Here is a 21,908-nt window from a genome sequence, read left to right on the forward strand (position 1 = left end):
TGCCGGCGATTTGGCCGCAGGCCCGCCGGGGTGCACGCGCTCGTCGTCCTTGTGGACCGAGCCGGGGCTATGATAGCCACTCGCCGGCATCGGCATTCCCAAACCTTAACGCGTGCCGTCGGACATCTAATCCCGAGCGCCGCTCCAGGAGACATTTTCATGACCAATGGCAACGGCGCCCCCGTCGAACAGCCCACTCCCCAGCTCAACGTACTGGCGCAGTACACCAAGGACCTGTCGTTCGAGAACCCGAATGCGCCGACCTCGCTCGGCCAGCAGCAACAGCAGCCGGCGATCAACATCCAGATCAACGTCTCCGCCAACAACCTGTCGGAGAATGAGTATGAGGTGATCCTCTCGATCGAGGGCAAGGCCGAGTCGGCCGGCAAGGTGATGTTCAGCTTCGACCTCGCCTATGCCGGCGTCTTCCGGATCGTGAACGTGCCGAAGGAGAACCTTCATCCGCTGGTCATGATCGAGTGCCCGCGGCTGCTGTTCCCGTTCGCGCGCGAGATCGTCGCGACCTCGGTCCGCGACGGCGGCTTCCCGCCCCTGCTGCTCGACCCCGTCGATTTCGTCGGTCTCTACCGTCAGAACATGGAGCGGCAGGCAGCCGCCCAGGCCGCCTCCGGCGTCAAACCGAGCTGATCCCTACGCTCGAGAAAGTAACACTCGGGGAAGTGCAATCCGTCATCCTGAGGAGCCCGCGCTTGCGGGCGTCTCGAAGGATCGACGGCCCCGCCGGTGGCCGTGCATCCTTCGAGGCTCGCTCCGCTCGCGCCTCCAGCGACAAAGGCGAAGCCTTTGCGCGGGGATGACGGGGATATAGAGATCAAGCCGCCGGTGCTGCAGCGGGCGCTGGCGGCGGCAAGTAATCGTTCCAGATCGGCTTGTCGCCGAGCGTCGCGACGAACGCCCGGTGGGCCTCGCGATCCGCGTCGCTGACCCGCGCAACCAGCGCCGTCTCGCGCTGCCGCCGCGGCGTATCGCCGTAGCTTCCGCTGCGCGCATTCGAATTTTCCGACGCCAGGATGAGTTGCGACTGCCGCGCTCCGATCAGGTCGATATAGACCTCGGCCAGCAGCTCGGCGTCGAGCAAGGCGCCGTGCTTGGTGCGGCGGGAATTGTCGATCTGATAGCGCGAGCAGAGGTCGTCGAGCCGGTTCGACACGCCGGGATGCTTGCGTCGCGCCAATAACAGCGTGTCGACCAATCGGTCTTTCGGAATGGCCTTCCGCTTGATGCGGTCGAGCTCGGCATTGATGAAGCTGATGTCGAACGACGCGTTGTGGATCACCAGCGGCGTATCGCCGATGAAGGCCAGGAACTCGTCGACCACCTCGTTGAACAGCGGCTTGGAGGCCAGGAATTCGGTCGACAGCCCATGCACGGCGAACGCTTCCGCCGGCATGTCGCGTTCGGGATTGATGTAGACGTGGTAGGTCTGCCCCGTCGGCATGCGGTTGAAGATCTCGACGCAGCCGATCTCGACCAGCCGGTCGCCGCGCAGCGGGTCGAGGCCAGTAGTTTCGGTATCGAGAACGATTTCGCGCATGACGTGAGGGAATCCGGAAAAGCGCGGCGAATCAGGTTCGCCGCTCCGGCATCTTAACAACCTCGGCCAGAATGTCGCGGATGCGCGCCCGCACCGGATCAAGTCCGTGCGAGGTATCCACGATGAAATCCGCGCGTTTGCGCTTCTCGGCGTCCGGCATCTGCTTGGCGATGATGGCGTCGAGCTTGGCGGCATCCATGGTGCCCCGCGCCAGCACGCGCTCGCGCTGCAGTTCCGGCGAGGTGGTGACGACGACGACCGCATCGACGCGCTTCTCGCCGCCGGTCTCATACAGCAGCGGCACGTCGACGACGACGATCGGCGCGCCGGCGGCTTCCGCGTCGGCAAAGAATTTCTGCCGCGAGGCGCCAAGCATCGGATGCACGATCTGCTCGAGCTGCCGCATCGCCGCAGGGTCGTGCACCACGCGTGCCGAGAGTTTTGCGCGGTCGACCTTGCCGTTCGCAGTGGTGCCGGGAAAGGCTGCCTCGATCGCAGGTGCGGCTTCGCCTTCATAGAGCTGATGCACGGCCGCATCGGCGTCGTACACCGGCACGCCAGCCTCCATGAAGAGTTTGGCCGTGGTGGATTTTCCCATCCCGATCGAGCCGGTGAGTCCCAAAATCAACATCGGATCAGCATCTCTCCGTCGCCATGTCTCGGCACCTCACACCGCGAGAAGTTTCTCGCGGCGCAGGAATGCGAGCAGCGACAATAGCGGCAGGCCGAGGATGGTGAAATGGTCGCCTTCGATCCGCTCGAACAGATGCACGCCGAGGCCCTCGAGCTGGTAGGCACCGACGCTGGTCGTCACCGCCTCCCCGGCCTGGTCGAGATAGGCTTCGATCTCGTCGGCAGCAAGCCGCCGCATCGTCATCCGGGCCACGCTCACATCGTCGAACAGGACTTTCCCATCGCGCGCGACCGAGACGGCTGAGTGCAGCGCGTGCGTCTGTCCGGCGAGCAGGCCGAGCTGCTCGGCAGCCTGGGCACGGCCGGCAGGCTTGCTGAACATCCGCTCCCCCAGCGCCAGGGTCTGGTCGGCGCCGACGACATATTGACCCGGCCTCTGCCTCGATATGAACAGCGCCTTCTCGCGCGCCAGGAGCGATGCGATCTCGCCCGGCGCCGAAAGGCCGGAATTTTTCTGCACCGCGCGCTCATCGATATCGGCCGGCAGCGCCTCGAATTCGAGGCTGGCGCTTTCAAGCAGCATCCTTCGCGCACGGCTTTGCGATGCAAGGATCAGCTTCTGCGGGCCGCGCCAGATGCTCATGATTTGGCGGTTACTCCGACGGTCGCGCGCGCTGGCGGTCGTTATAGAGCTTCATGATCGCAGCCGCCGTCTCCTCGATCGAGCGACGCGTCACGTCGAGCAATGCCCAGTTGAATTTCGCGCTCAGGCGCCGTGCAAACGCGACTTCGTCGGCCACCGCCTGCTTGTCGATGTAGGTGTCGTTGTCGCGGTCGCCCATCGTGAGCAGGCGGTTCTGCCGGACCTGGATCAAGCGCTCCGGCGTCGCATGCAGGCTGACCACCAACGGTTTCTTCAGGGTCTCGAGCTGGTGCGGCAGCGGGATGCCCGGAACCAGCGGCACATTCGCGGTGCGGATGCCGCGGTTGGCGAGATAGATCGAGGTCGGCGTCTTCGATGTGCGGGACACGCCGACCAGGACGACGTCGGCCTCCTCGAGGCCTTCGACATGCTGACCGTCGTCATGGATCATCGTGTAATTCAGCGCGTCGATCCGGCTGAAATATTCCGCGTTCAGCACATGCTGCGCACCGACGCGTCCGGTCGTCGCGGCACCCAGATACGCCTCGAACAACTGCATCACCGGCCCGATGATCGACAGGCTCGGCACGTTGATCTGCTTGCACTTGCCCTCGAGCCGGCCGACCAGATCCTTCTCAAGCAGCGTGAACAGGACAATGCCCGGCGATTCCTCGATCTCGTCGAGCACGCGATCGAGCTGCTTCTGGCTGCGCACCAAAGGATAGACATGCTCGACCGCGGTCACGTTGGCGTATTGCGCGGCGACCGCGCGCGCCACGGTGATCAGCGTCTCGCCGGTCGAATCAGACACCAGATGCAGGTGGAAATAATTAGAGGTCGTCGGCACCGGGGCCCCTGTCTATCCTGTGAATCCCTGTGGAGGTCGAGGAGAAGAATCCGGGTCCGCCGCCAGGTCCCTGTATATCTCGTCCCCTTCTTCACAGCACCGCCGAAAAGGATAAGTCGACGTCATCGGACGGATGATAGTGAACCGGTGTGGATTTGTCTCTTCATAAGCTGGCCACAGAGGTACGCAACCGATTGAGTTGAGCGACAGATTCCGGATGTCCGGTCCCGCCGGCCGAAATGTTGAGGGATGTGAACAAGCCCGCAAGAACGGCTGGATTGTTTTGCATGAGTCCAATTCACCGTCACTTAGACTCAAACCTTAGATTCTAAACTTAATTAAGTTTAGGAGAGCCGTGTGAGCGGATATGTATCGGTCCCTCGCAAGCAGGGCTTGGCTCGCAACGCTGAGACCGCCCGAGCTGTTCCCTGAAAGGCATCGCCGCGATGTTGTATGACTGGATCAAGGCCCTGCACATCGTTGCCGTGATCTCCTGGATGGCGGGCATGCTCTATCTGCCGCGGCTGTTCGTCTATCATTGCGAGGCCGAGACGGGCTCGAAGCAGTCCGAGATCTTCAAGGTCATGGAGCGGCGACTTTTGAAGGCGATCATCAACCCCGCGATGATCGTGACCTGGCTCGCCGGGCTTTATCTGGCCTGGGCCGGACACTGGTACCTATCGGGCTGGTTTCACGTCAAATTTACGCTGGTCCTCATCATGTCGGGTATCCACGGCTTTTTGTCCCGCTGCGTCAAGGATTTCGCCGCCGACCGGAATCAACGCACCCAGAAATTCTATCGCATTATCAACGAGGTGCCGACGCTTCTGATGATCCTGATCGTGATCATGGTGGTCGTGAAGCCGTTCTAGACATCGCGATGCTCAAGACGCATGCTTCAGTCCTTCTTGCGAAGAACGAATCGATTTTCTATATAGGGCTTATCCCACCCCACGCAGGCGGATGTGGTCGCGTTTCGGTTCTTTTCGGGCCGGCGCCGCATCAGGTTTGAAAGCCCAAACGGCACTTTCCTGGCTGAGACCTGCGGACCTTCCTTTGGCGTCCGCTTTTTCCAAGCCACCTCGCACCCCTTCCCTACTTACTTCCTCACAGGACGACCCCGATGCGGGAAATCAAACTCCAGGACCTCAAATCGAAAACGCCGGCCGAGCTCGTCTCGTTCGCGGAAGAGAACGGGGTCGAGAATGCCAGCACCATGCGCAAGCAGGAGCTGATGTTCGCCATTCTCAAAAACCTCGCCGCCGCCGAGACCGACATTGTCGGCGAGGGCGTCGTGGAGGTGCTGTCCGACGGATTCGGCTTCCTTCGATCGCCCGATGCGAACTACCTGCCTGGTCCCGACGACATCTACGTCTCGCCCTCGCAAATCCGCCGCTTCGGCCTGCGCACAGGCGACACCATCGAAGGGCACATCCGCAGCCCGAAGGAAGGCGAACGCTACTTCGCGCTGCTGAAGGTCAATACGCTCAACTTCGAGGATCCCGAGAAGGCCAAGCACAAGGTCAATTTCGACAACCTCACGCCGCTGTTTCCCAATCAGCGTTTCCGCATGGAGCTTGAGGATTCCACCAAGAAGGATCTCTCTGCCCGCGTGATCGATATCGTCGCGCCGATCGGCAAGGGCCAGCGCGCGCTGATCGTGGCGCCGCCGCGCACCGGCAAGACGGTGCTGATGCAGAACATCGCGCACTCCATCACCGCCAATCATCCCGACTGCTATCTGATCGTGCTTCTGATCGACGAGCGTCCGGAAGAAGTCACGGACATGCAGCGCTCGGTGAAGGGCGAGGTGGTGTCGTCGACTTTCGACGAACCCGCCGTGCGTCACGTTCAGGTCGCCGAGATGGTGATCGAGAAGGCCAAGCGTCTCGTCGAGCACGGCCGCGATGTCGTGATCCTGCTCGACTCGATCACACGCCTCGGCCGGGCCTACAACACCGTGGTGCCGTCATCCGGCAAGGTGCTGACCGGCGGTGTCGACGCCAACGCCCTGCAGCGCCCGAAGCGCTTCTTCGGTGCCGCGCGCAACATCGAGGAGGGCGGTTCGCTGACCATCATCGCGACCGCGCTGGTCGACACCGGCAGCCGTATGGACGAAGTCATCTTCGAAGAGTTCAAGGGCACCGGTAACTCCGAACTGATCCTCGACCGCAAGGTCTCGGACAAGCGGACCTTCCCGGCGATCGATATTGCCCGCTCCGGCACCCGTAAGGAGGAGCTCATCACCGATCCGCAGGTGCTGAAGAAGATGTACGTCCTGCGCCGCATCCTCAATCCGATGGGCACCATGGACGCGATCGACTTCCTGCTCGACAAGCTCCGGAACACGAAGAGCAACTCGGAATTCTTCGATTCCATGAACACCTGAGGCCACGGCCGAACCGAATAGGGCGCTCCGCACAAACGGGGCGCCTTTTTTATGCTGCGGATTTGCTGCAGTAGGGCGCAGCATGGTTTGGGCTGGTTCGGCTCACCGAATATTCACATAAATATCTGATATAATTCATCTTTATTCCTTATAGACTATGGTCTGGTCAGCGGTAGTGCAGCAAAGATTGCCGCGCGCTTGTCGCAACCAGATGGGCTCTGTTGCATTGCAGTATATTTGCGGCATGGCACGCGAAATGGAAGCGGCATTGCCTTTGCCGATTTGCTGGAAGAAATAGGCGATGCATCCGCGCGACCAGACCATCTTCGCATTGTCCTCCGGGCGGCCACCGAGTGCGATCGCCATAGTCAGGTTGTCTGGCCCAATGGCCGAGTCGGTCATTGCAGGACTGGTGGGCAAGACGCCGGTCCCGCGAATGGCGACCCGCGCGTTGCTCCGCGATTCGAACCATCAACCGATCGATGATGCGGTCGTGTTGTGGTTCCCGGGTCCGGCGAGTGCGACCGGCGAGGACGTGGCCGAATTTCATGTCCATGGCGGACGCGCGGTGTTGGCCGCGCTGTTCGATGCCATCGCGGCGTTCGAGAATGTGCGGCCGGCCGAGCCGGGCGAGTTCACCCGGCGGGCATTCGAGAACGGCAAGCTCGACCTGACCGAGGCCGAGGGCCTTGACGATCTGATCCATGCCGATACCGATCGCCAACGGCGCCAGGCGCTGCGCCAGCTGAAAGGGTTGCTCGGCGATCGCGCGCGCGACTGGCGCGAGCGGATCATCGCGGCATCCGCGCTGATCGAGGCCGGCATCGATTTCTCCGATGAAGGCGATATCCCGGCGGAGCTGATCGCGCCGGCGCTCGAGAAGATCCGGGCGCTGTATGATGAGATCAAACAGGTGCTTGCGGGGCAGGGCCAAAGCGAGCGGCTGCGCGACGGCCTGGTGGTCGCGATCGCAGGTCCGCCGAATGTCGGCAAATCGACCCTGATCAATCAGCTTGCCAAGCGCGAGGTCGCGATCGTCTCGCCGCATGCCGGCACCACCCGCGACGTGATCGAAGTGCAGCTCGATCTCGATGGCTATCCTGTCACGGTCATCGACACCGCCGGGATCCGCGAGACCGACGACCCGGTGGAGCAGGAGGGTGTCCGCCGCGCCCGGACCCGCGCCGCGGAAGCCGATCTCGTGCTGTGGCTGGCCGACAGCCGCGGCCACAAGGTGGGGCATGGCGGAACGACGCCAACCTGGCTGGTGCGGAACAAGATCGACCTCGTCAGGGCCCCGTCGGGTGAAGACAGCAGTTACGCCGAGTTCCGGATCTCGGCGGCCCGCGGCGACGGCCTCTCCGAACTGATCGCCGCACTGGTCGGTTTCGCTCACGACTATTTCGCGACCAGCGAGGGCGGTCTGATCAGCCGCACGCGGCAGCGCAGAATGCTTGAGGAGACCGTCGAATCTCTCCGGCGCAGCATCGATGTGGTCGGGCAGGGCGAGGAACTCGCCGCCGAGGAACTTCGCAGGGCCGCTTATTCGCTCGGACATCTGCTCGGTCGGGTGGATGTCGAGGACATCCTGGACGTCATCTTCCGCGAGTTCTGTGTCGGGAAGTAGCGGGCGCCCATCTGTTTCACGTGAAACATGGTTTAGATCTGGTTAAGGACACTTCCTCCTGTTTCACGTGAAACAAATGTCGCGGTATGAGCGGACCTGTTTCACGTGAAACAGGTCCGCTCCCGTCAGTGCGAACGAAGCGACTTGTCCCCGAAGGCGGAATCAATCCATATCTCGACCCAGGATTGGTTCTCGGGCCCGCGACCCAACTTCGTTCTTCCGGCTTTCATCACTCCGCGATAGAAGTCCGCCATGACTTCCAGGGCAGACACATTTGACGTCATCGTCATCGGCGGCGGCCATGCCGGCTGCGAGGCCGCGAGTGCGGCCGCCCGGATGGGTGCGAAGACAGCCTTGGTGACCCATCGTTTTACGACCATCGGCGCGATGTCCTGCAATCCCGCGATCGGCGGCCTCGGTAAGGGCCATCTGGTCCGCGAAGTCGACGCACTCGACGGTCTGATGGGCCGGGTCGCCGACGCCGGCGGCATCCAGTTCCGCATGCTCAATCGCCGGAAGGGTCCGGCGGTCCGTGGGCCCCGGGCCCAAGCCGACCGCAAGCTCTATGCGGCCGCGATGCAGGCGGCGATCACAGAGATTGCGAACCTGACCGTCATCGAAGGCGAGGCGGACGAGCTGATTGTCATTGATGGGCGCGTGACCGGCATTCGCCTGGGTGATGGCCGTCAGCTTTCAGCGGATGCCGTTGTTATCACGACCGGCACCTTCTTGCGCGGTCTGATTCATCTCGGCGAGAAGAATTGGCCGGCCGGCCGGGTCGGCGAGGCGCCGGCGATGGGTCTGTCTGCCTCGTTCGAACGGGCAGGTTTCGTGCTCGGCCGGCTCAAGACCGGGACGCCTCCGCGCCTCGACGGCACCACGATCGACTGGTCCGCGGTCGAAATGCAGCCCGGAGACGAGCCTCCGGAGCCGTTTTCGGTCATGACGGACCGGATTACGACCCCGCAGATCCAGTGCGGCATCACCCGCACCATGCCGGCGACCCATGAGGTGATCCGGGCCAATGTGCATCGCTCGCCGATGTATTCCGGCCAAATCAAGAGCTCCGGGCCCCGCTATTGCCCCTCGATCGAGGACAAGATCGTCCGCTTTGGCGATCGCGACGGCCACCAGATCTTCCTGGAGCCGGAAGGGCTCGACGACAGCACGGTCTATCCCAACGGCATCTCGACCTCGCTGCCGGAAGAGGTCCAGCTCGCGATCCTCGCCAGCATTCCTGGCCTCGAACGAGTGAGGATGGTCCGACCGGGTTATGCGATCGAATACGACCACGTCGATCCCCGCGAGCTCGATCCGACCTTGCAGACCAAGCGTCTGCGCGGACTTTTCCTGGCTGGCCAGATCAATGGCACCACGGGATACGAAGAGGCGGCGGGGCAGGGCATTGTTGCCGGGCTCAATGCTGCGCTGGCCGCCGGCGGGACCGATCCGATCGTGTTCGACCGCGCCGACGGCTATCTCGGGGTGATGATCGACGACCTCGTGACCCGCGGGATCACCGAACCCTATCGGATGTTCACCTCGCGGGCCGAATACCGGCTGACGCTGCGTGCCGACAATGCCGACCAGCGGCTGACCGACAAGGGCAACGCGCTCGGATGCGTCGGAACGGCGCGCGCGGAACGTCACCGGACCAAGATGGCGGCGCTGGGCGCGGCCAAGGCGTTGGCGAAGTCGCTTGCGATCACACCGAATGAGGCCGCCAAGCATGGGTTGGCGCTCAATCGCGACGGTCATCGTCGGTCCGCCTTCGAGCTGCTGGCCTACCCGGAGATCGAGTGGCCCGCAGTTCAGGCGATCTGGCCGGAGCTGTCGGCCATTGACCCTGCGATCGCGGTGCATCTCGAGATCGATGCCAAATACGATGTCTATCTGAAGCGCCAGACCGCCGACGTTGACGCCTTCCGGCGTGACGAGAGCCTCGTCCTGACCGATGTCGACTATGCCGACGTGCCGGGTCTCTCGAATGAGGCCCGCGCCAAGCTGCAGAAGGCGCAGCCGCGGACGGTCGGGCAGGCGGGCCGGATTGACGGCGTGACGCCGGCGGCGCTGGGTATCCTGGCGGCCTATCTGCGGCGCGAGGCACGACGGAAATCGGCCAAGGCGACCGCCTGACGTTTCACGTGAAACACGAAGGGTGAGCGCCTATCTTTTGTGAAGGCGAATCGACCCGAATCGACCCACGTGCCGCTTGTCGGCGTCGCACCCGGCTTTCACCACGTCAGACAAACGGCCTGCACCAAGAATGGCTCCAGCCCCGCAATCCGCCGAACTCAGCGCCTCCGCCAAGGACAAGGCCGCAGCGCTCGCGCTCACGCCTGTTTCACGTGAAACAGAGGCGCGGCTCGATCGCTACGTCGCCCTCCTTCTGGAGTGGCAGGCCAAGACCAATCTCGTCGCGCCCTCCACGCTGCCGAATCTCTGGACGCGGCATGTCTCCGATTCGCTGCAGCTTCTGAACCTCGCACCCTCGGCAAAATCCTGGGTCGATCTCGGCAGCGGCGGCGGCTTTCCGGGCGTCGTGCTCGCCTGTGCGTTGGCCGAGACACCCGGCGCACGGATCCATCTGGTTGAACGAATCGCCAAGAAGGCCGCATTCTTGCGCGAGGCGATACGGGTCACGGCGTCACCGGGGACGGTGCATGTGGCTGATATCGGGGATACTGTGGATAGAATCGCAGGTCCCATCGATTGCGTCACCGCGCGGGCGCTGGCTCCGTTACATCAACTCATCGGCTTTGCAGAGCCGTGGGTCAAAAAGGGCGCGAAGGCGCTGTTTTTGAAGGGTCAAGATGTAGAGGCCGAATTGACCGAGGCCACTAAATATTGGAATATTGAGGCAAAGCTACACTCCAGCCGGACCGGCGGACAGGGCTGGATCGTCGAACTCGGGTCAATCGAGCGGCGCTAGGGGACTCCGCAAGAGCAAATGGTATTTTGGTATGACTGTGATGGACGAGGTTTATCAAGAGGATAAGGCGTCCCATCCGCCTGGCCATCCGCGCATCCTGTCGCTCGCCAACCAGAAGGGCGGCGTCGGCAAGACCACCACAGCGATCAATCTTGGTACCGCACTCGCTGCGATTGGCGAGCGAGTCCTGATTGTCGATCTCGATCCGCAGGGCAACGCCTCGACCGGGCTCGGCATCGATCGCCGCAGCCGCAACTGCTCGACCTACGACGTGCTGATCGGCGAGGCGCCGCTGCGCGATGCCGTGGTCGCGACCGCCGTGCCGCGACTGCATATCGCGGCCTCCACCATGGATCTGTCCGGCCTCGAGCTCGAGCTCGGCACCACGCCGGGCCGTGCGTTCCGGCTGCGCGATGCGATTGCCGGGCTGAACAACAACGTCTCGCCGGAAGCCGACTACACCTATGTGCTGATCGACTGCCCGCCCTCGCTCAATTTGCTCACCGTCAATGCGATGGCAGCGTCGGACGCGATCCTGGTGCCGCTGCAATGCGAGTTCTTCGCGCTCGAAGGTCTGTCGCAATTGCTGCAGACCGTGGAGCAGGTGCGCTCGACGCTCAATCCGACCCTGTCGATCCACGGCATCGTGCTGACGATGTTCGACTCGCGCAACAACCTCTCCAACCAGGTGGTTGCCGACGTGCGCCAGTTCATGGGCAACAAGGTGTACGACACCATGATCCCGCGCAACGTGCGCATCTCGGAAGCGCCGTCCTACGGCAAGCCGGTCTTGGTCTACGACCTCAAATGCGCCGGCAGCGATGCGTATCTCAAGCTCGCCACCGAAGTGATCCAGCGCGAGCGCGAGCTGCGCGCGCACTGACGATGCCGATGATGGGCGCAGTGAAGCGAACCCCATCCTGGCACGCAACGAGAGCGATGGGTTTCGCGGCGCGCCGCCCATCCGACGATTCTGAAATTCAAGTCTGGAGTACTGCGTGTGAATCCAAGGGAGCTCGCAACAATGGCCGATGAAGCGCGTTCGCGACTGGGGCGCGGGCTGGCAAGCCTGATCGGAGATGTCGGCGGCGAGGCGGCCGCGCATGTCGAGCGGCCGCGCACGCAGCGCAAGGTGCCGATCGAATTCCTCAAGGCCAATCCGCGCAATCCGCGGCGCAGCTTCGCCGACACCGAGCTCGGCGAGCTCGCCGATTCGATCAAGGCGCGCGGCGTGATCCAGCCGATCGTGGTGCGCGCGATCAAGGGCGTGCAGGACCGCTACGAGATCATCGCCGGCGAACGCCGCTGGCGCGCCTCCCAACTCGCCGGCCTGCATGAAGTGCCGATCGTGCCGGTCGAGGTCAGCGATGCAGACGCGCTCGAGATCATGATCATCGAGAACGTCCAGCGCGAAGACCTCAACGCGATGGAAGAGGCGCTGGGCTATCACGCGCTCGCCGACGAGTTCAAACGCAGCCAGGAAGACATCGCCAAGATCGTCGGCAAAAGCCGCAGCCATGTCGCCAACATGATGCGGCTGACCAAGCTCCCCGCCGAGGTGCAGGCGCTGATCTCGAAGGGCGATCTCTCCGCCGGCCACGCCCGCGCGCTGATCGGCGTGCCGGATCCGCTCGCTGCCGCGAAGCGCATCGTCGCCGAGGGCCTCAACGTCCGCCAGGCCGAGGCGCTGGCGCATGAGGAGGGCGTGCCGGAGCGCAAGCCGCAGAAGCCGCGGAGCAGCGCCGCGAAGGTCGACAAGGACGCCGACACGCTGGCGCTGGAGAAGCGCGTCAGCGATGCGCTCGGCCTTGCCGTCACCGTCAGCCATCGCGATCCCGGCGGCACCGTCCAGATCAGCTACCGTAACCTCGAGCAGCTCGACGAGGTGGTGCGGCGGCTGGAGGGCGGCTAGCCCGCCGACATCCGTCTCCGTCATTGCGAGGAGCGACAGCGACGAAGCAATCCATCTTTCCGAGCATGCGGGAAGATGGATTGCTTCGCTTCGCTTGCAATGACGTCACTCCAATATCGTGTCTCATCCCCGCCGCTTCGCATTCGCCGCGATCGACAGCAGCGCGCGCTGTGCAATGACGGCGGCGAGCGCGGCCTGCTTGCGCATGTCGAGCGCCGCAGTCGCGAGCTGGTCGATCACGTTCACCAGCCGCGGCGGCGTGAAATTGCGCAGCGCGATCTCGACCGCCGGTTTGCGTGAGAAATGCAGCCGCGGGAAGCCGCCCTCGAGTACGGTTGACGCCGGCGTGCCGTCCGCGATCGCGAGTGCCGATTTGTGCAGCCACGCCGCCTGGCGCTGCGCGGCCGAGATGATCACGCCGGGATAGGTGCCGGCGACCATCGCCTTGGTGAACTCGCTCTCGACCAGCGCGGCGTTGCCGGCGAACGCGCCGTCGACGATCGGATCGAGCTTCAGCTCGGAGGCGTCGGAGACCACGGTCATCACGTCGTCGAGCGTGATCTCATCCTTGCCATGCGCGAACAGCGTGAGCTTGCGCAGCTCGTTGCGCGAGGCCATGCGGTCGCCGCCGAGCAGCGACATCAGCACCGCGCGCGCATCTTGCGCGAGCCGCAGGTCGGAGACGCGCAGCTCGTCCTCGATCAGCTTCGCCAGATCGCGTTCGGTGTCGGGATAGCAGCCGATGGCGACCGCAGTCTTGGCGCGCTCGCAGATCTTGCGCAGCGGCGATTCCGGCCTGAGCTCGCCGGCCTCGATCACGATGCGGCAATCCCTGAGCGCGGTGGTCTCGGTCAGCGTCTCGACGCCGCTTGCGAAATTGCGCGAGCCGGCGCGGACGCGGATGGCGCGGCGGCCGCCGAACAGCGGCACCGTCATGGCCTCGTCGACCAGCCGCGATGGTTCGGCGGCGAGCTCGTCGCCATCGAGCCGCACCAGCGAGAATGGATCGTTGGGATCGTCGACGGCGGAGGCCATCAGCGCGTCGGCGCGCTCGCGCACCAGGCCGAGGTCCGGACCGTAAAGCAGGATGATCGGGCGACCGGCGTCAGGCCGGGCGAGGAAGCTGTCGATCTCTTTTCCGCGAAGCGCGACCAATGCGGCGATCAGGTCCCGGCTGAGAAGAAGGAGGCGAGGCGGGTCTGGATGTTGTCGGCGATCTCCTGCGCGGCGCGGTCCTCGGCGTCGCGGAGGGCGCGGTTGCGGGCGAAGCGCTGGTAGGAGCCGGGCATGTCATAGGACACGCGCGAGAACGTGGTGCCGGTCATGACCGACTTGTTCGACGCGATCTCGATCAGGTTAAACTGGGCATCGATACCGTAGTTCTCGCTGGTCGGCAGCGCAGTGGTCGGGTCGATCATCAGCGAGGAGCGGCTGGTATAGAAGCGCAGCACCAGCCGGTGCGTCGGCGGCGCGCCGGTGGCGGTGCCGTAGAGCTTGAAGGCCAGGGCGTTGCGGACTTCGACGCCGACCCGGGCCTCGCGGGACGCGTTCGCCTTGTCGACCGGCGGAACCTCGACGCCCATCAGCTTTTCGCGCAAGGCGGACGACTGACCGTCGAGGGTGCGCTCGGCATACATCGGCTGGAAGCAACCAGCCGTCAGCGCGGCCAAGGCTGCCACGGCCACGAGCCGGGCGGCGATCCTGATCCTAGCCGACAACATTGACGATCCTCATGGGCACCACGATCACCTTGCGGACGGGTTTGCCGCCCAGTGCGGCTTTTACCGCATCGAGCGCCAAAACGGCAGCCTCTATATCCGCATTTTGCGCCGCCCGTGGCACGGTAACATCACCTCGTTTTTTACCGTTGACCTGGACGACCAGGGTCACGCTGTCTTCGACCAGCAAATCGCGTTCGATTTGCGGCCAATCGGCCTCGGAAACCAGCCCGGACTGGCCCAGAACCACCCAGCACTCTTCGGCCAGATGCGGCATCATCGGCGAGAACAGCTGGACCAGAATGGTCGCGGCTTCCTTGACCGCCCAGGCGACGTCCGGCCCCGGCTTGTCGCCTTTGGCCAGGACCTCGGACAGCGCATTGGCGAATTCGCGGATATGGGCGAGGCAGACGTTGAAATGCAGCCGCTCGATCCCGGACGACACCTTGTCGAGCGCGCCATGGGCCGCCTTGCGCAACGCCAACGCCTCGGACCCAAACGTGCCCGGCCGGACCGCCGGCGCCGCCTTCGCGATCTCCGCCGATTCGTTCACCAGCCGCCACAGCCGCTGCACGAAACGCGAGGCGCCCTGTACGCGTTCGTCGCTCCAGATCACGTCGCGATCCGGCGGCGAGTCCGACAGCATGAACCAGCGCGCGACGTCGGCGCCGTAGCTTGCGATGATGTCGTCGGGGTCGACGGTGTTCTTCTTCGACTTCGACATCTTCTCGATCGGGCCGATTGCGATGTCCTCGCCGGTCGCCATCAGCACCGCGCGGCGGCCGTTGCCGCCGACCTCGATCTTGACCTCGGCCGGGGTGACCCAGCTGCCATCGGCCTTCTGATAGGTCTCGTGCACCACCATGCCCTGGGTGAACATGCCGGCGAACGGCTCACTCATGTCGATGTGGCCGGTGGCCTTCATCGCACGGGTGAAGAAGCGGCTGTAGAGCAGATGCAGGATCGCATGCTCGACGCCGCCGATATACTGGTCGACCGGCATCATCCGGTTGGCGACCGCGGGCGTGGTCGGCGCTGTCTCGTTCCACGGGTCGGTGAAGCGCGCGAAGTACCACGACGAGTCCACGAAGGTGTCCATCGTGTCGGTCTCGCGCACCGCCTTGCCGCCGCACTTCGGGCAAGTGACGTGCTTCCAGGTCGGATGATGGTCGAGCGCGTTGCCCGGCCTGTCGAAGCTGACATCCTCCGGCAGCGTCACCGGCAACTGGTCGTCTGGCACCGGCACCACGTCGCAGGTCGGGCAATGGATCACCGGGATCGGGCAGCCCCAGTAGCGCTGGCGCGAAATGCCCCAGTCGCGCAGGCGGAAATTCACCTGCCGCTCGCCGACCGGCGCGTTGCCGCGCAGCTCGCTCTCAAGGCGTTTCGCAACCTCTTCCTTGGCCTCGTCGATCGTCATGCCGTCGAGGAAACGCGAATTGATCATGCGGCCGTCACCGTCATAGGCGGTATCGGTGATGAAAAACGTCTTCGGGTCCTGGCCCTCGGGGCAGACCACCGGCACGTTGCCGAGGCCGTATTTGTTGACGAAGTCGAGGTCGCGCTGGTCGTGCGCCGGGCAGCCGAAGATGGCGCCGGTGCCGTATTCCATCAGCACGAAGTTCGCGACATAGACCGGCAGCTTCCAGCTCGGATCGAACGGATGCACCGCCTTGATGCCGGTGTCGAAACCCTGCTTCTCGGCGGTATCGATGATCGACTGCGCGGTGCCGATCTTCTTGATGTCGGCGATGAACTCGGCGAGCTTCGGGTTCTTCGCGGCGGCCGCCTGCGCCAGCGGATGATCCGCCGAGATCGCCATGAATTTGGCGCCGAACAGCGTGTCCGGCCGCGTGGTGAAGATCTTCAGCTCGTTCTCGCCGGCCGGCGTCGTCGCCGGATCCAGCGCGAAGCGGATCAACAGGCCCTCGGAGCGGCCGATCCAGTTGCGCTGCATCAACCGCACCTTGTCGGGCCAGCGGTCGAGACCGTCGAGCGCCTCCAGCAGCTCCTGCGCGTACTTCGTGATCTTGAAGACCCACTGGCTCATTTCGCGCTGCTCGACGACGGCGCCGGAACGCCAGCCACGGCCGTCGATCACCTGCTCGTTGGCGAGCACGGTCATGTCGACCGGATCCCAGTTGAGCTTGCGCTTCTCGCGCTCGGCGAGGCCGGCGCGCAAAAAGTCCAAAAACATCTTCTGCTGGTGCTTGTAGTAGCTGGGGTCGCAGGTCGCGAACTCGCGGGACCAGTCGAGCGACAGCCCGATCGACTTGAGCTGCTTCTTCATCGCGGCGATGTTGTCGTAGGTCCAGGCCTTCGGCGCCACCTTGCGCTCGATCGCGGCGTTCTCCGCCGGCAGGCCGAACGCGTCCCAGCCCATCGGATGCAGCACGTTGAAGCCCTTGGCGCGCATGAACCGCGCCAGCACGTCGCCGAGCGTATAGTTGCGGACATGCCCGATATGGATGCGCCCGGACGGATAGGGGAACATCTCGAGCACGTAGTATTTCGGCCGCGGATCGTCGTTTTTGGAGGCGAAGATCGCCTTGTCGTCCCAGGCGGCTTGCCAGCGGGGCTCGGATTCACGGGCGTTGTAGCGTTCGGAGGTCATGAAATCGCAGGGATTCTGGGTGGCTTTGGGTGATTTTCGGGTCCCATCCGGGGACGGCGGACTAGGCCATAAAATCGCCCATGGGGTCAACGGCTTGGGGGCTCCAAACTCCCGATCCCGTCGCGCAGCCGCCCTGCGCCGTCGCAGGGGGCGTCGCCCTCAGCCTCCCCGTCGTCCTGGCGAAGGCCAGGACCCATAACCACAGGGTTCTGTTGGGATAACGGACCGCGGCCACAGCTCCGCGCAACCAGCGGGCGAAATGGGTTCTGGCCTTCGCCAGGACGACACCGAAGGTGCGGCGTCACCGGTGGTCATGGTTCCGCGTCCTCGCGACGCCGCTCAACTCGCCAGCGCCATCCCCGCTTCATCCAGCGTCTGCAAGAACCCGTGCTCGATCACGGCATTCCTGCCACGGCGTTTGGCGGCGTAGAGGGCGGCATCGGCGGCTTCGATCAGGTCGCCGGGGCGCTGGGTCTCGTTCGGCTTTGTCGTCGCGACGCCGACGCTGACGGTAACGACGCAATGGCTCGAGGGTGCGTGCGGCACGGCGAGGCCGAGGATTGCGGTGCGCACGGTCTCGCCGATCGCGAGTGCGTGCGCGGCGTCGGTGTTCGGCAGCAACAGACAAAATTCCTCGCCGCCATAGCGGCCGGCGAAGCCCATGGTGTCGGCGGCGATCCCGGCCAGCGTCTCGCCGATCCGGGTCAGGCAGACGTCGCCTTCGGGATGGCCGTAGGTGTCGTTGTAGAGCTTGAAATGATCGACATCGATCATCATCAGCGACAGCTCGCATTCATACTGCTGCGCCCGCATCCACTCGAAATCGAGCCGGCTCTGGAAGCCGCGGCGGTTGGCGAGGCCGGACAGCGCATCGATCGAGGCCATCACGGTGAGACGATCGTTGGACGCCACGAGTTCGCGCTCGCGCTGGCTGAGCTGCGCCGCCATCGCGTTGAAGGCGCGCGCCAGCGGCACGAATTCCGACGGCAGTCTGTGCTTGGCGACGCGCGCCGACCAGTCGCCCTCGCCGAAGCGGCGCGCCATGCTGGTCATCAGCTCGATCGGATGGATGACGAGCCGCTCCGCGCCGACGAGGGCACCCAACAAAACGAAGAGGCAGACGAAGCCGAGCTGCAGATAGGCGGTGCGGATCTCGCGGCTGATCGCCGCCGTCACCTTGGCCTCATCCATGCTCACGATCAGGCGGGATTGCGTTCCGGCGATGCGGGCGAAGCTCAGCGTGCGCTGCGCGCCGTCGGACGCCGTGAACGACACCGAGCCTGACGGTTCGTCGTAGCTCAGCGCCTTCTCCGCAATCGCCGACATCAAGGGGATGGTGTCGAGCGAGCGGCCGATCAGGCTCGCATGATCCGCGGGGGCTGCGACCACGACGCCGGTCGAGTCGACCAGAACCGCCGACATGCCGGGCTGGCCGCCGAGATTGGCCATGATCTGCGACAGCCAGTCGATATTGATGCCGGCGACGACGATGGAGTCGAGCTCCGGATTGATCGCGGCCACCGGATAGGCGGCCATCATCATCGGGCGGCCATTGGTCCTGCCGCGCAGATAGTCGCTGAACACGAAGCCGCGGTTGTCCTGCGCCTTCTTGAAATATTCGCGGTCGCCGAGATTGAGCCCGACCTGGCTGTTGAGCGTCGAACACTGTACCAGCCCGTCTCTCGAGACGAACATGATGCTGCGGATCCATGGCAGCACCGTCGGCAGGCTGGCGCGCAGCACCTCGCAGCTCTGCCCGATGCCGCCGGAAGCGCGGATATAGGCGGCCGATTTCAGCATGGTCTCGACCGAGGAGACCACCTCGCGCTGGGTTTCGGCGGCGTGCGCGGTGAGGTTGGCATAGCCTGCCGCGGCCTGCGCGATCTGCGTTGAGCGGAAATTCTCCAGCGTGCGGACGCGATCGAGCATCAAGGGCGCGACCAGCATCACCGCAAGCAAGGCGAGCCGGGCACGAATGCCCAGAACCTTCTTGAGTTTGACCCGGTTGCGGTTGAAAGTGACGCCCGACATTCTGGTCCCTTGCCCGGGCGCAAGGTAGAGTGAAGGGCTTCAAAAAGCCTTTCCCGAATTTGGTAAAATTCGAGCCAACCCCCCGCGCCTGTCAGAGAACGGCACAAGCATGACACAAAGCCCGACTGCGCCGTTATCGGCTGATTCACCACACGGCCTCGCCGCCGTGGAGCAGGAGATCGCACACGCCTGCAAGGAAGCGCGTCGCGAGCGCGCGTCGGTGACCTTGATCGCGGTGTCGAAGACGTTCGCGGCCGACGCAATTTTTCCGATTATTCGCGCCGGACAGCGCGTATTTGGCGAAAACCGCGTGCAGGAGGCCAAGGGCAAGTGGCCGGAATTGATCCAGGCTCATCCGGGACTGCAGCTGCATCTGATCGGGCCGTTGCAGTCGAACAAGGCCAAGGAAGCGGTCGCGCTGTTCGATGCGATCCATTCGGTCGACCGCGCCAGCATTTGCGAAGCGTTAGCCAAGGAAATCAAAAATCAAGGGAAGCATCCGGAGCTGTTCGTCCAGATCAATACCGGCGAGGAGCCGCAGAAGGCCGGCGTCGCGCCGCAGGACGCGGATGCCTTCATCGCGGCATGCCGCGACAAATATGGCCTGAAGATTTCAGGACTGATGTGCATCCCGCCGGTCGACCAGGCCCCGGCGCCGCATTTCGCGCTGTGCGCCAAGATCGCCGCGCGCAACGGGCTGAAGAATCTCTCGATGGGCATGAGCGCGGATTTCGCGGTGGCGATCCAGATGGGCGCCACCCATGTGAGGGTGGGCTCGGCGATCTTCGGGACGCGGACGGTGGCGCATCCCTGACTGTTGTCCTGGCGAAAGCCAGGACCCATACGCCGCGGCCATCGCAAAGGGCACGCGGCGAGACATTCATCTTGCAAGCGACAGCGGTGGTATTGGGTCCTGGCTTTCGCCAGGACGACGGCGGTGTGTGCGTTGAGCGCGCGCCGCCTACGCAAACTTCACCGACACGTTTCCGATCGCGCCGAAGTCCGCCGCGAACACGTCGCCGGCCTGAATCGGCAGCGGCGGATGGCAGGTGCCTGTGGTGACGACCTCTCCTGCCCGCAACGTCAGGCCAAGCGCGCGCAGCTCGTTGGCGCACCAGGCGAGTGCCACACGGGGATCGCCGAGCACGTTCTTGCCATGACCGGTGTAGCGCTCGCCGCGCAGCGTGATGGTCGGGCGTTGTTCGATCAGATCGATCGCGCGCCAGTCGGCCGACGTTGCAGGTCCGAGCACGAACAGATGCGCGCAGGCATTGTCGGCGATCAGCTGCGCCTCGCCGGCGGATGCGAAATCAGCGAAGCGTGAATCCGGAATCTCGATCGCGGGATGCAGCGTGCCGACCGCGTCGAGTACCTCCTGCACACTGTACGGTGTGGTGCGCGGACCGAGATCGCGCGCCATGCGGAAGGCGTATTCCGGCTCGCCGACGCGCATCTCGTTGCCCGTCATCGATGCGGTGCCGCCATCGGGGATCAATGTTTCGGCGAGGATGCGCCCGGCTAGTGTCCCGAGTCACAAGTTCGCAATCGTAGATTCGCAGTAGGTTCGCGTCGCTGTGCCAAGGCTGGAGGCAGCAGCAGTGACGGAGGATCTGATGGCGGTCCGGCAACTTGCCTCCCTGACATTGAGTGATGAAGAGCGCGCCGAACTGAAGGCGCTGACGACGCGGCGGAAGACGGCGCAGGCGCTGGCTCTGAGAGCCCGGATCGTGCTGACCTGCGCGGAAGGCGGTCAAAACAAGGAAGTGGCGGCCAAGCTGGGCTTGGGCCGGTCAACGGTAGGCAAGTGGCGGCGGCGCTTTGTGGAGCGGCGCGTGGACGGGCTGCATGACGAGGCCCGCTCCGGGGCGCCACGTACGGTTGACGATGCCCGCATCGAAGCCCTGATCGTAAGGACGTTGGAGAGTTGCCCCGAGAACGCCACCCATTGGAGTTCCCGCGGCATGGCGAAGGCCAGCGGCCTGTCGGTGTCGACGGTGCAACGCATCTGGCGGGCCTTCGGGCTCCAGCCGCACCGGCTGGAGACGTTCAAGCTCTCGACCGATCCAAACTTCGTGGCCAAAGTGCGCGACGTCGTGGGACTTTACGTCTCCCCGCCGGAGCACGCCATCGTTCTCTGTGTGGATGAGAAATCCCAAATCCAGGCACTGGACCGCAGTCAGCCGATGCTGCCGATGCGTCCCGGCCAACCGGCCCGAAGAAGCCATGACTACACAAGGCACGGCACCACATCGCTGTTCGCCGCCCTCGACATTGCCAGTGGACGGGTGATCGGCAAGTGCTACGGACGCCACCGTGCTGTCGAGTTCCGCAAGTTCCTCGACGAGATCGAGGCTGCCGTGCCGCGCGACCTCGACGTCCATTTGATCATGGACAATTACGCCACGCACAAGACGCCATTGATCCGAAGATGGCTCGCCAAGCGGCCCCGGTGGCACGTGCACCTGACCCCGACCAGTTCGTCATGGCTCAACCAGGTCGAGCGCTTCTTCGCACTCCTGACCGACAAGAAGATCAGACGCGGCATCTATCGGAGCGTTGCCGCCCTCCGGGCAGACATCGCTTCCTTCATCGACCGGCACAACGCCGATCCCAAGCCGTTCCGCTGGACTAAGTCCGCCGATGACATCCTGGCATCCATCGAACGCTTCTGCCGGTACAACGCTCCGCCAAATCCAGATTCGATATCGCGAACTTCTGGTCCACCACACTAGCGGCCCTGCGACATTGATATGCTTCTGGCCGGCCTCGCTGGTCGCCGCGATCTTCCAGCCGAACAGTTTTTCGCGCGATGTCTTTTCCAGCTGAGCCTGCACCGCGTAACCCTCGACGCGGTCGCGCGGCCGCATGGCGCCTTCGAGCGCGCCGAGTTTCGTTCCTGCGTGCCAGTGATCGTGCAGGACTTTTGCAGCGGCGGCGATCTGGTTGTTGTCGAGCATGGTTTTCGCTTCCCCCGTGAATCATTCTTGGGAATGTTTTTCTGCTGCGC

The 21,908-nt window shown here is 64.0% G+C and carries 19 protein-coding genes and 2 pseudogenes; 10 read left to right on the top strand and 11 right to left on the bottom strand.

Annotated features, from left to right (window positions below; genetic code table 11):
• The first annotated feature begins 159 nt into the window (after positions 1–159).
• On the top strand, positions 160–648 hold the full coding sequence (gene secB / locus HU230_RS33430) for a protein-export chaperone SecB (RefSeq protein ID WP_176534525.1): 489 nt from the start codon (positions 160–162) through the stop codon (positions 646–648).
• A 184-nt stretch (positions 649–832) separates the two neighbouring features.
• Here secB and dnaQ read toward each other — a convergent pair whose 3' ends face one another.
• Genes dnaQ through HU230_RS33450 form a run of 4 tightly spaced genes read right to left on the bottom strand, consistent with a single transcriptional unit; the run spans position 833 to position 3,678 of the window.
• The gene (gene dnaQ / locus HU230_RS33435) at positions 833–1,555 is read right to left on the bottom strand and encodes a DNA polymerase III subunit epsilon (protein WP_176534524.1); all 723 of its coding nucleotides are present in this window, start codon (positions 1,553–1,555) and stop codon (positions 833–835) included.
• A 31-nt stretch (positions 1,556–1,586) separates the two neighbouring features.
• Positions 1,587–2,186, bottom strand: coding sequence for a dephospho-CoA kinase (coaE, locus tag HU230_RS33440; protein WP_176534523.1), 600 nt, complete (start codon positions 2,184–2,186; stop codon positions 1,587–1,589).
• A 36-nt stretch (positions 2,187–2,222) separates the two neighbouring features.
• The gene (locus HU230_RS33445; protein WP_176534522.1) at positions 2,223–2,831 is read right to left on the bottom strand and encodes a Maf family protein; all 609 of its coding nucleotides are present in this window, start codon (positions 2,829–2,831) and stop codon (positions 2,223–2,225) included.
• 10 nt (positions 2,832–2,841) lie between these two features.
• Positions 2,842–3,678, bottom strand: a complete 837-nt coding sequence (locus HU230_RS33450) for a pyruvate, water dikinase regulatory protein (protein ID WP_173639852.1) — start codon at positions 3,676–3,678, stop codon at positions 2,842–2,844.
• Between the two features lie 449 nt (positions 3,679–4,127).
• Here HU230_RS33450 and hemJ point away from each other — a divergent pair, with 449 nt between their 5' ends.
• Both hemJ and rho read left to right on the top strand, forming a co-directional pair.
• Entirely contained in the window at positions 4,128–4,550 is a 423-nt protein-coding gene (hemJ, locus tag HU230_RS33455) for a protoporphyrinogen oxidase HemJ (RefSeq protein ID WP_176535299.1), read from the top strand.
• Between the two features lie 251 nt (positions 4,551–4,801).
• Complete coding sequence (gene rho / locus HU230_RS33460; protein ID WP_028341998.1) at positions 4,802–6,067, top strand: transcription termination factor Rho; 1,266 nt, start codon at positions 4,802–4,804, stop codon at positions 6,065–6,067.
• A gap of 141 nt (positions 6,068–6,208) precedes the next feature.
• Here rho and HU230_RS33465 read toward each other — a convergent pair whose 3' ends face one another.
• Positions 6,209–6,469 carry a hypothetical protein gene (locus HU230_RS33465; protein ID WP_176528453.1) on the bottom strand — a complete coding sequence of 87 codons (261 nt, stop codon included), beginning with the start codon at positions 6,467–6,469 and terminating at the stop codon, positions 6,209–6,211.
• On the opposite strand from HU230_RS33465, the gene mnmE reads away from it, so the two are divergent.
• From mnmE to HU230_RS33490, 5 genes are all read left to right on the top strand, one after another.
• The gene (mnmE, locus tag HU230_RS33470; protein ID WP_176534521.1) at positions 6,369–7,694 is read left to right on the top strand and encodes a tRNA uridine-5-carboxymethylaminomethyl(34) synthesis GTPase MnmE; all 1,326 of its coding nucleotides are present in this window, start codon (positions 6,369–6,371) and stop codon (positions 7,692–7,694) included. The two genes, HU230_RS33465 and mnmE, sit on opposite strands and share 101 nt — an antisense overlap.
• Positions 7,695–7,946: 252 nt before the next feature.
• Positions 7,947–9,830, top strand: coding sequence for a tRNA uridine-5-carboxymethylaminomethyl(34) synthesis enzyme MnmG (gene mnmG, locus HU230_RS33475; RefSeq protein WP_176534520.1), 1,884 nt, complete (start codon positions 7,947–7,949; stop codon positions 9,828–9,830).
• A gap of 130 nt (positions 9,831–9,960) precedes the next feature.
• A complete protein-coding gene (gene rsmG, locus HU230_RS33480) occupies positions 9,961–10,626 on the top strand; it encodes a 16S rRNA (guanine(527)-N(7))-methyltransferase RsmG (protein WP_176534519.1) in 666 nt (221 codons plus the stop codon).
• 31 nt (positions 10,627–10,657) lie between these two features.
• The gene (locus HU230_RS33485) at positions 10,658–11,509 is read left to right on the top strand and encodes a ParA family protein (protein WP_176534518.1); all 852 of its coding nucleotides are present in this window, start codon (positions 10,658–10,660) and stop codon (positions 11,507–11,509) included.
• Between the two features lie 141 nt (positions 11,510–11,650).
• Positions 11,651–12,538 (top strand): ParB/RepB/Spo0J family partition protein, encoded by an 888-nt coding sequence (locus HU230_RS33490; RefSeq protein ID WP_176534517.1) that lies wholly within the window; start codon positions 11,651–11,653, stop codon positions 12,536–12,538.
• Between the two features lie 123 nt (positions 12,539–12,661).
• Here HU230_RS33490 and holA read toward each other — a convergent pair whose 3' ends face one another.
• The 4 genes from holA to HU230_RS33510 all read right to left on the bottom strand — a co-directional run bounded on the left by holA (position 12,662) and on the right by HU230_RS33510 (position 18,901).
• A complete protein-coding gene (gene holA / locus HU230_RS33495; RefSeq protein ID WP_176534516.1) occupies positions 12,662–13,693 on the bottom strand; it encodes a DNA polymerase III subunit delta in 1,032 nt (343 codons plus the stop codon).
• Positions 13,694–13,701: 8 nt separating this feature from the next.
• Positions 13,702–14,259, bottom strand: a complete 558-nt coding sequence (lptE, locus tag HU230_RS33500; protein WP_176534515.1) for an LPS assembly lipoprotein LptE — start codon at positions 14,257–14,259, stop codon at positions 13,702–13,704.
• The gene (gene leuS, locus HU230_RS33505; protein ID WP_176534514.1) at positions 14,246–16,870 is read right to left on the bottom strand and encodes a leucine--tRNA ligase; all 2,625 of its coding nucleotides are present in this window, start codon (positions 16,868–16,870) and stop codon (positions 14,246–14,248) included. Before leuS ends, lptE begins: the two co-directional genes overlap by 14 nt.
• A gap of 339 nt (positions 16,871–17,209) precedes the next feature.
• Positions 17,210–18,901, bottom strand: coding sequence for a sensor domain-containing diguanylate cyclase (locus HU230_RS33510; protein WP_176534513.1), 1,692 nt, complete (start codon positions 18,899–18,901; stop codon positions 17,210–17,212).
• Between the two features lie 109 nt (positions 18,902–19,010).
• Between HU230_RS33510 and HU230_RS33515 the strand changes: the two genes are divergently transcribed.
• Positions 19,011–19,715: a YggS family pyridoxal phosphate-dependent enzyme gene (locus tag HU230_RS33515; RefSeq protein ID WP_176534512.1), complete on the top strand. Its 705-nt coding sequence runs from the start codon at positions 19,011–19,013 to the stop codon at positions 19,713–19,715.
• Between the two features lie 147 nt (positions 19,716–19,862).
• Here HU230_RS33515 and HU230_RS33520 read toward each other — a convergent pair.
• Positions 19,863–20,429: pseudogene (locus HU230_RS33520) on the bottom strand (2-keto-4-pentenoate hydratase); the annotation flags it as partial.
• 85 nt (positions 20,430–20,514) lie between these two features.
• Between HU230_RS33520 and HU230_RS33525 the strand changes: the two are divergent.
• Positions 20,515–21,633, top strand: coding sequence for an IS630 family transposase (locus HU230_RS33525; protein WP_166107040.1), 1,119 nt, complete (start codon positions 20,515–20,517; stop codon positions 21,631–21,633).
• Here the strand turns inward: HU230_RS33525 and HU230_RS33530 are convergent.
• Positions 21,631–21,858, bottom strand: a pseudogene (locus HU230_RS33530) (2-keto-4-pentenoate hydratase); the annotation flags it as partial. The gene HU230_RS33525 and the pseudogene HU230_RS33530 sit on opposite strands and share 3 nt — an antisense overlap.
• Positions 21,859–21,908: the final 50 nt, after the last annotated feature.

This window comes from Bradyrhizobium quebecense (assembly GCF_013373795.3).
In the GTDB taxonomy this organism is placed as follows: domain Bacteria; phylum Pseudomonadota; class Alphaproteobacteria; order Rhizobiales; family Xanthobacteraceae; genus Bradyrhizobium; species Bradyrhizobium quebecense.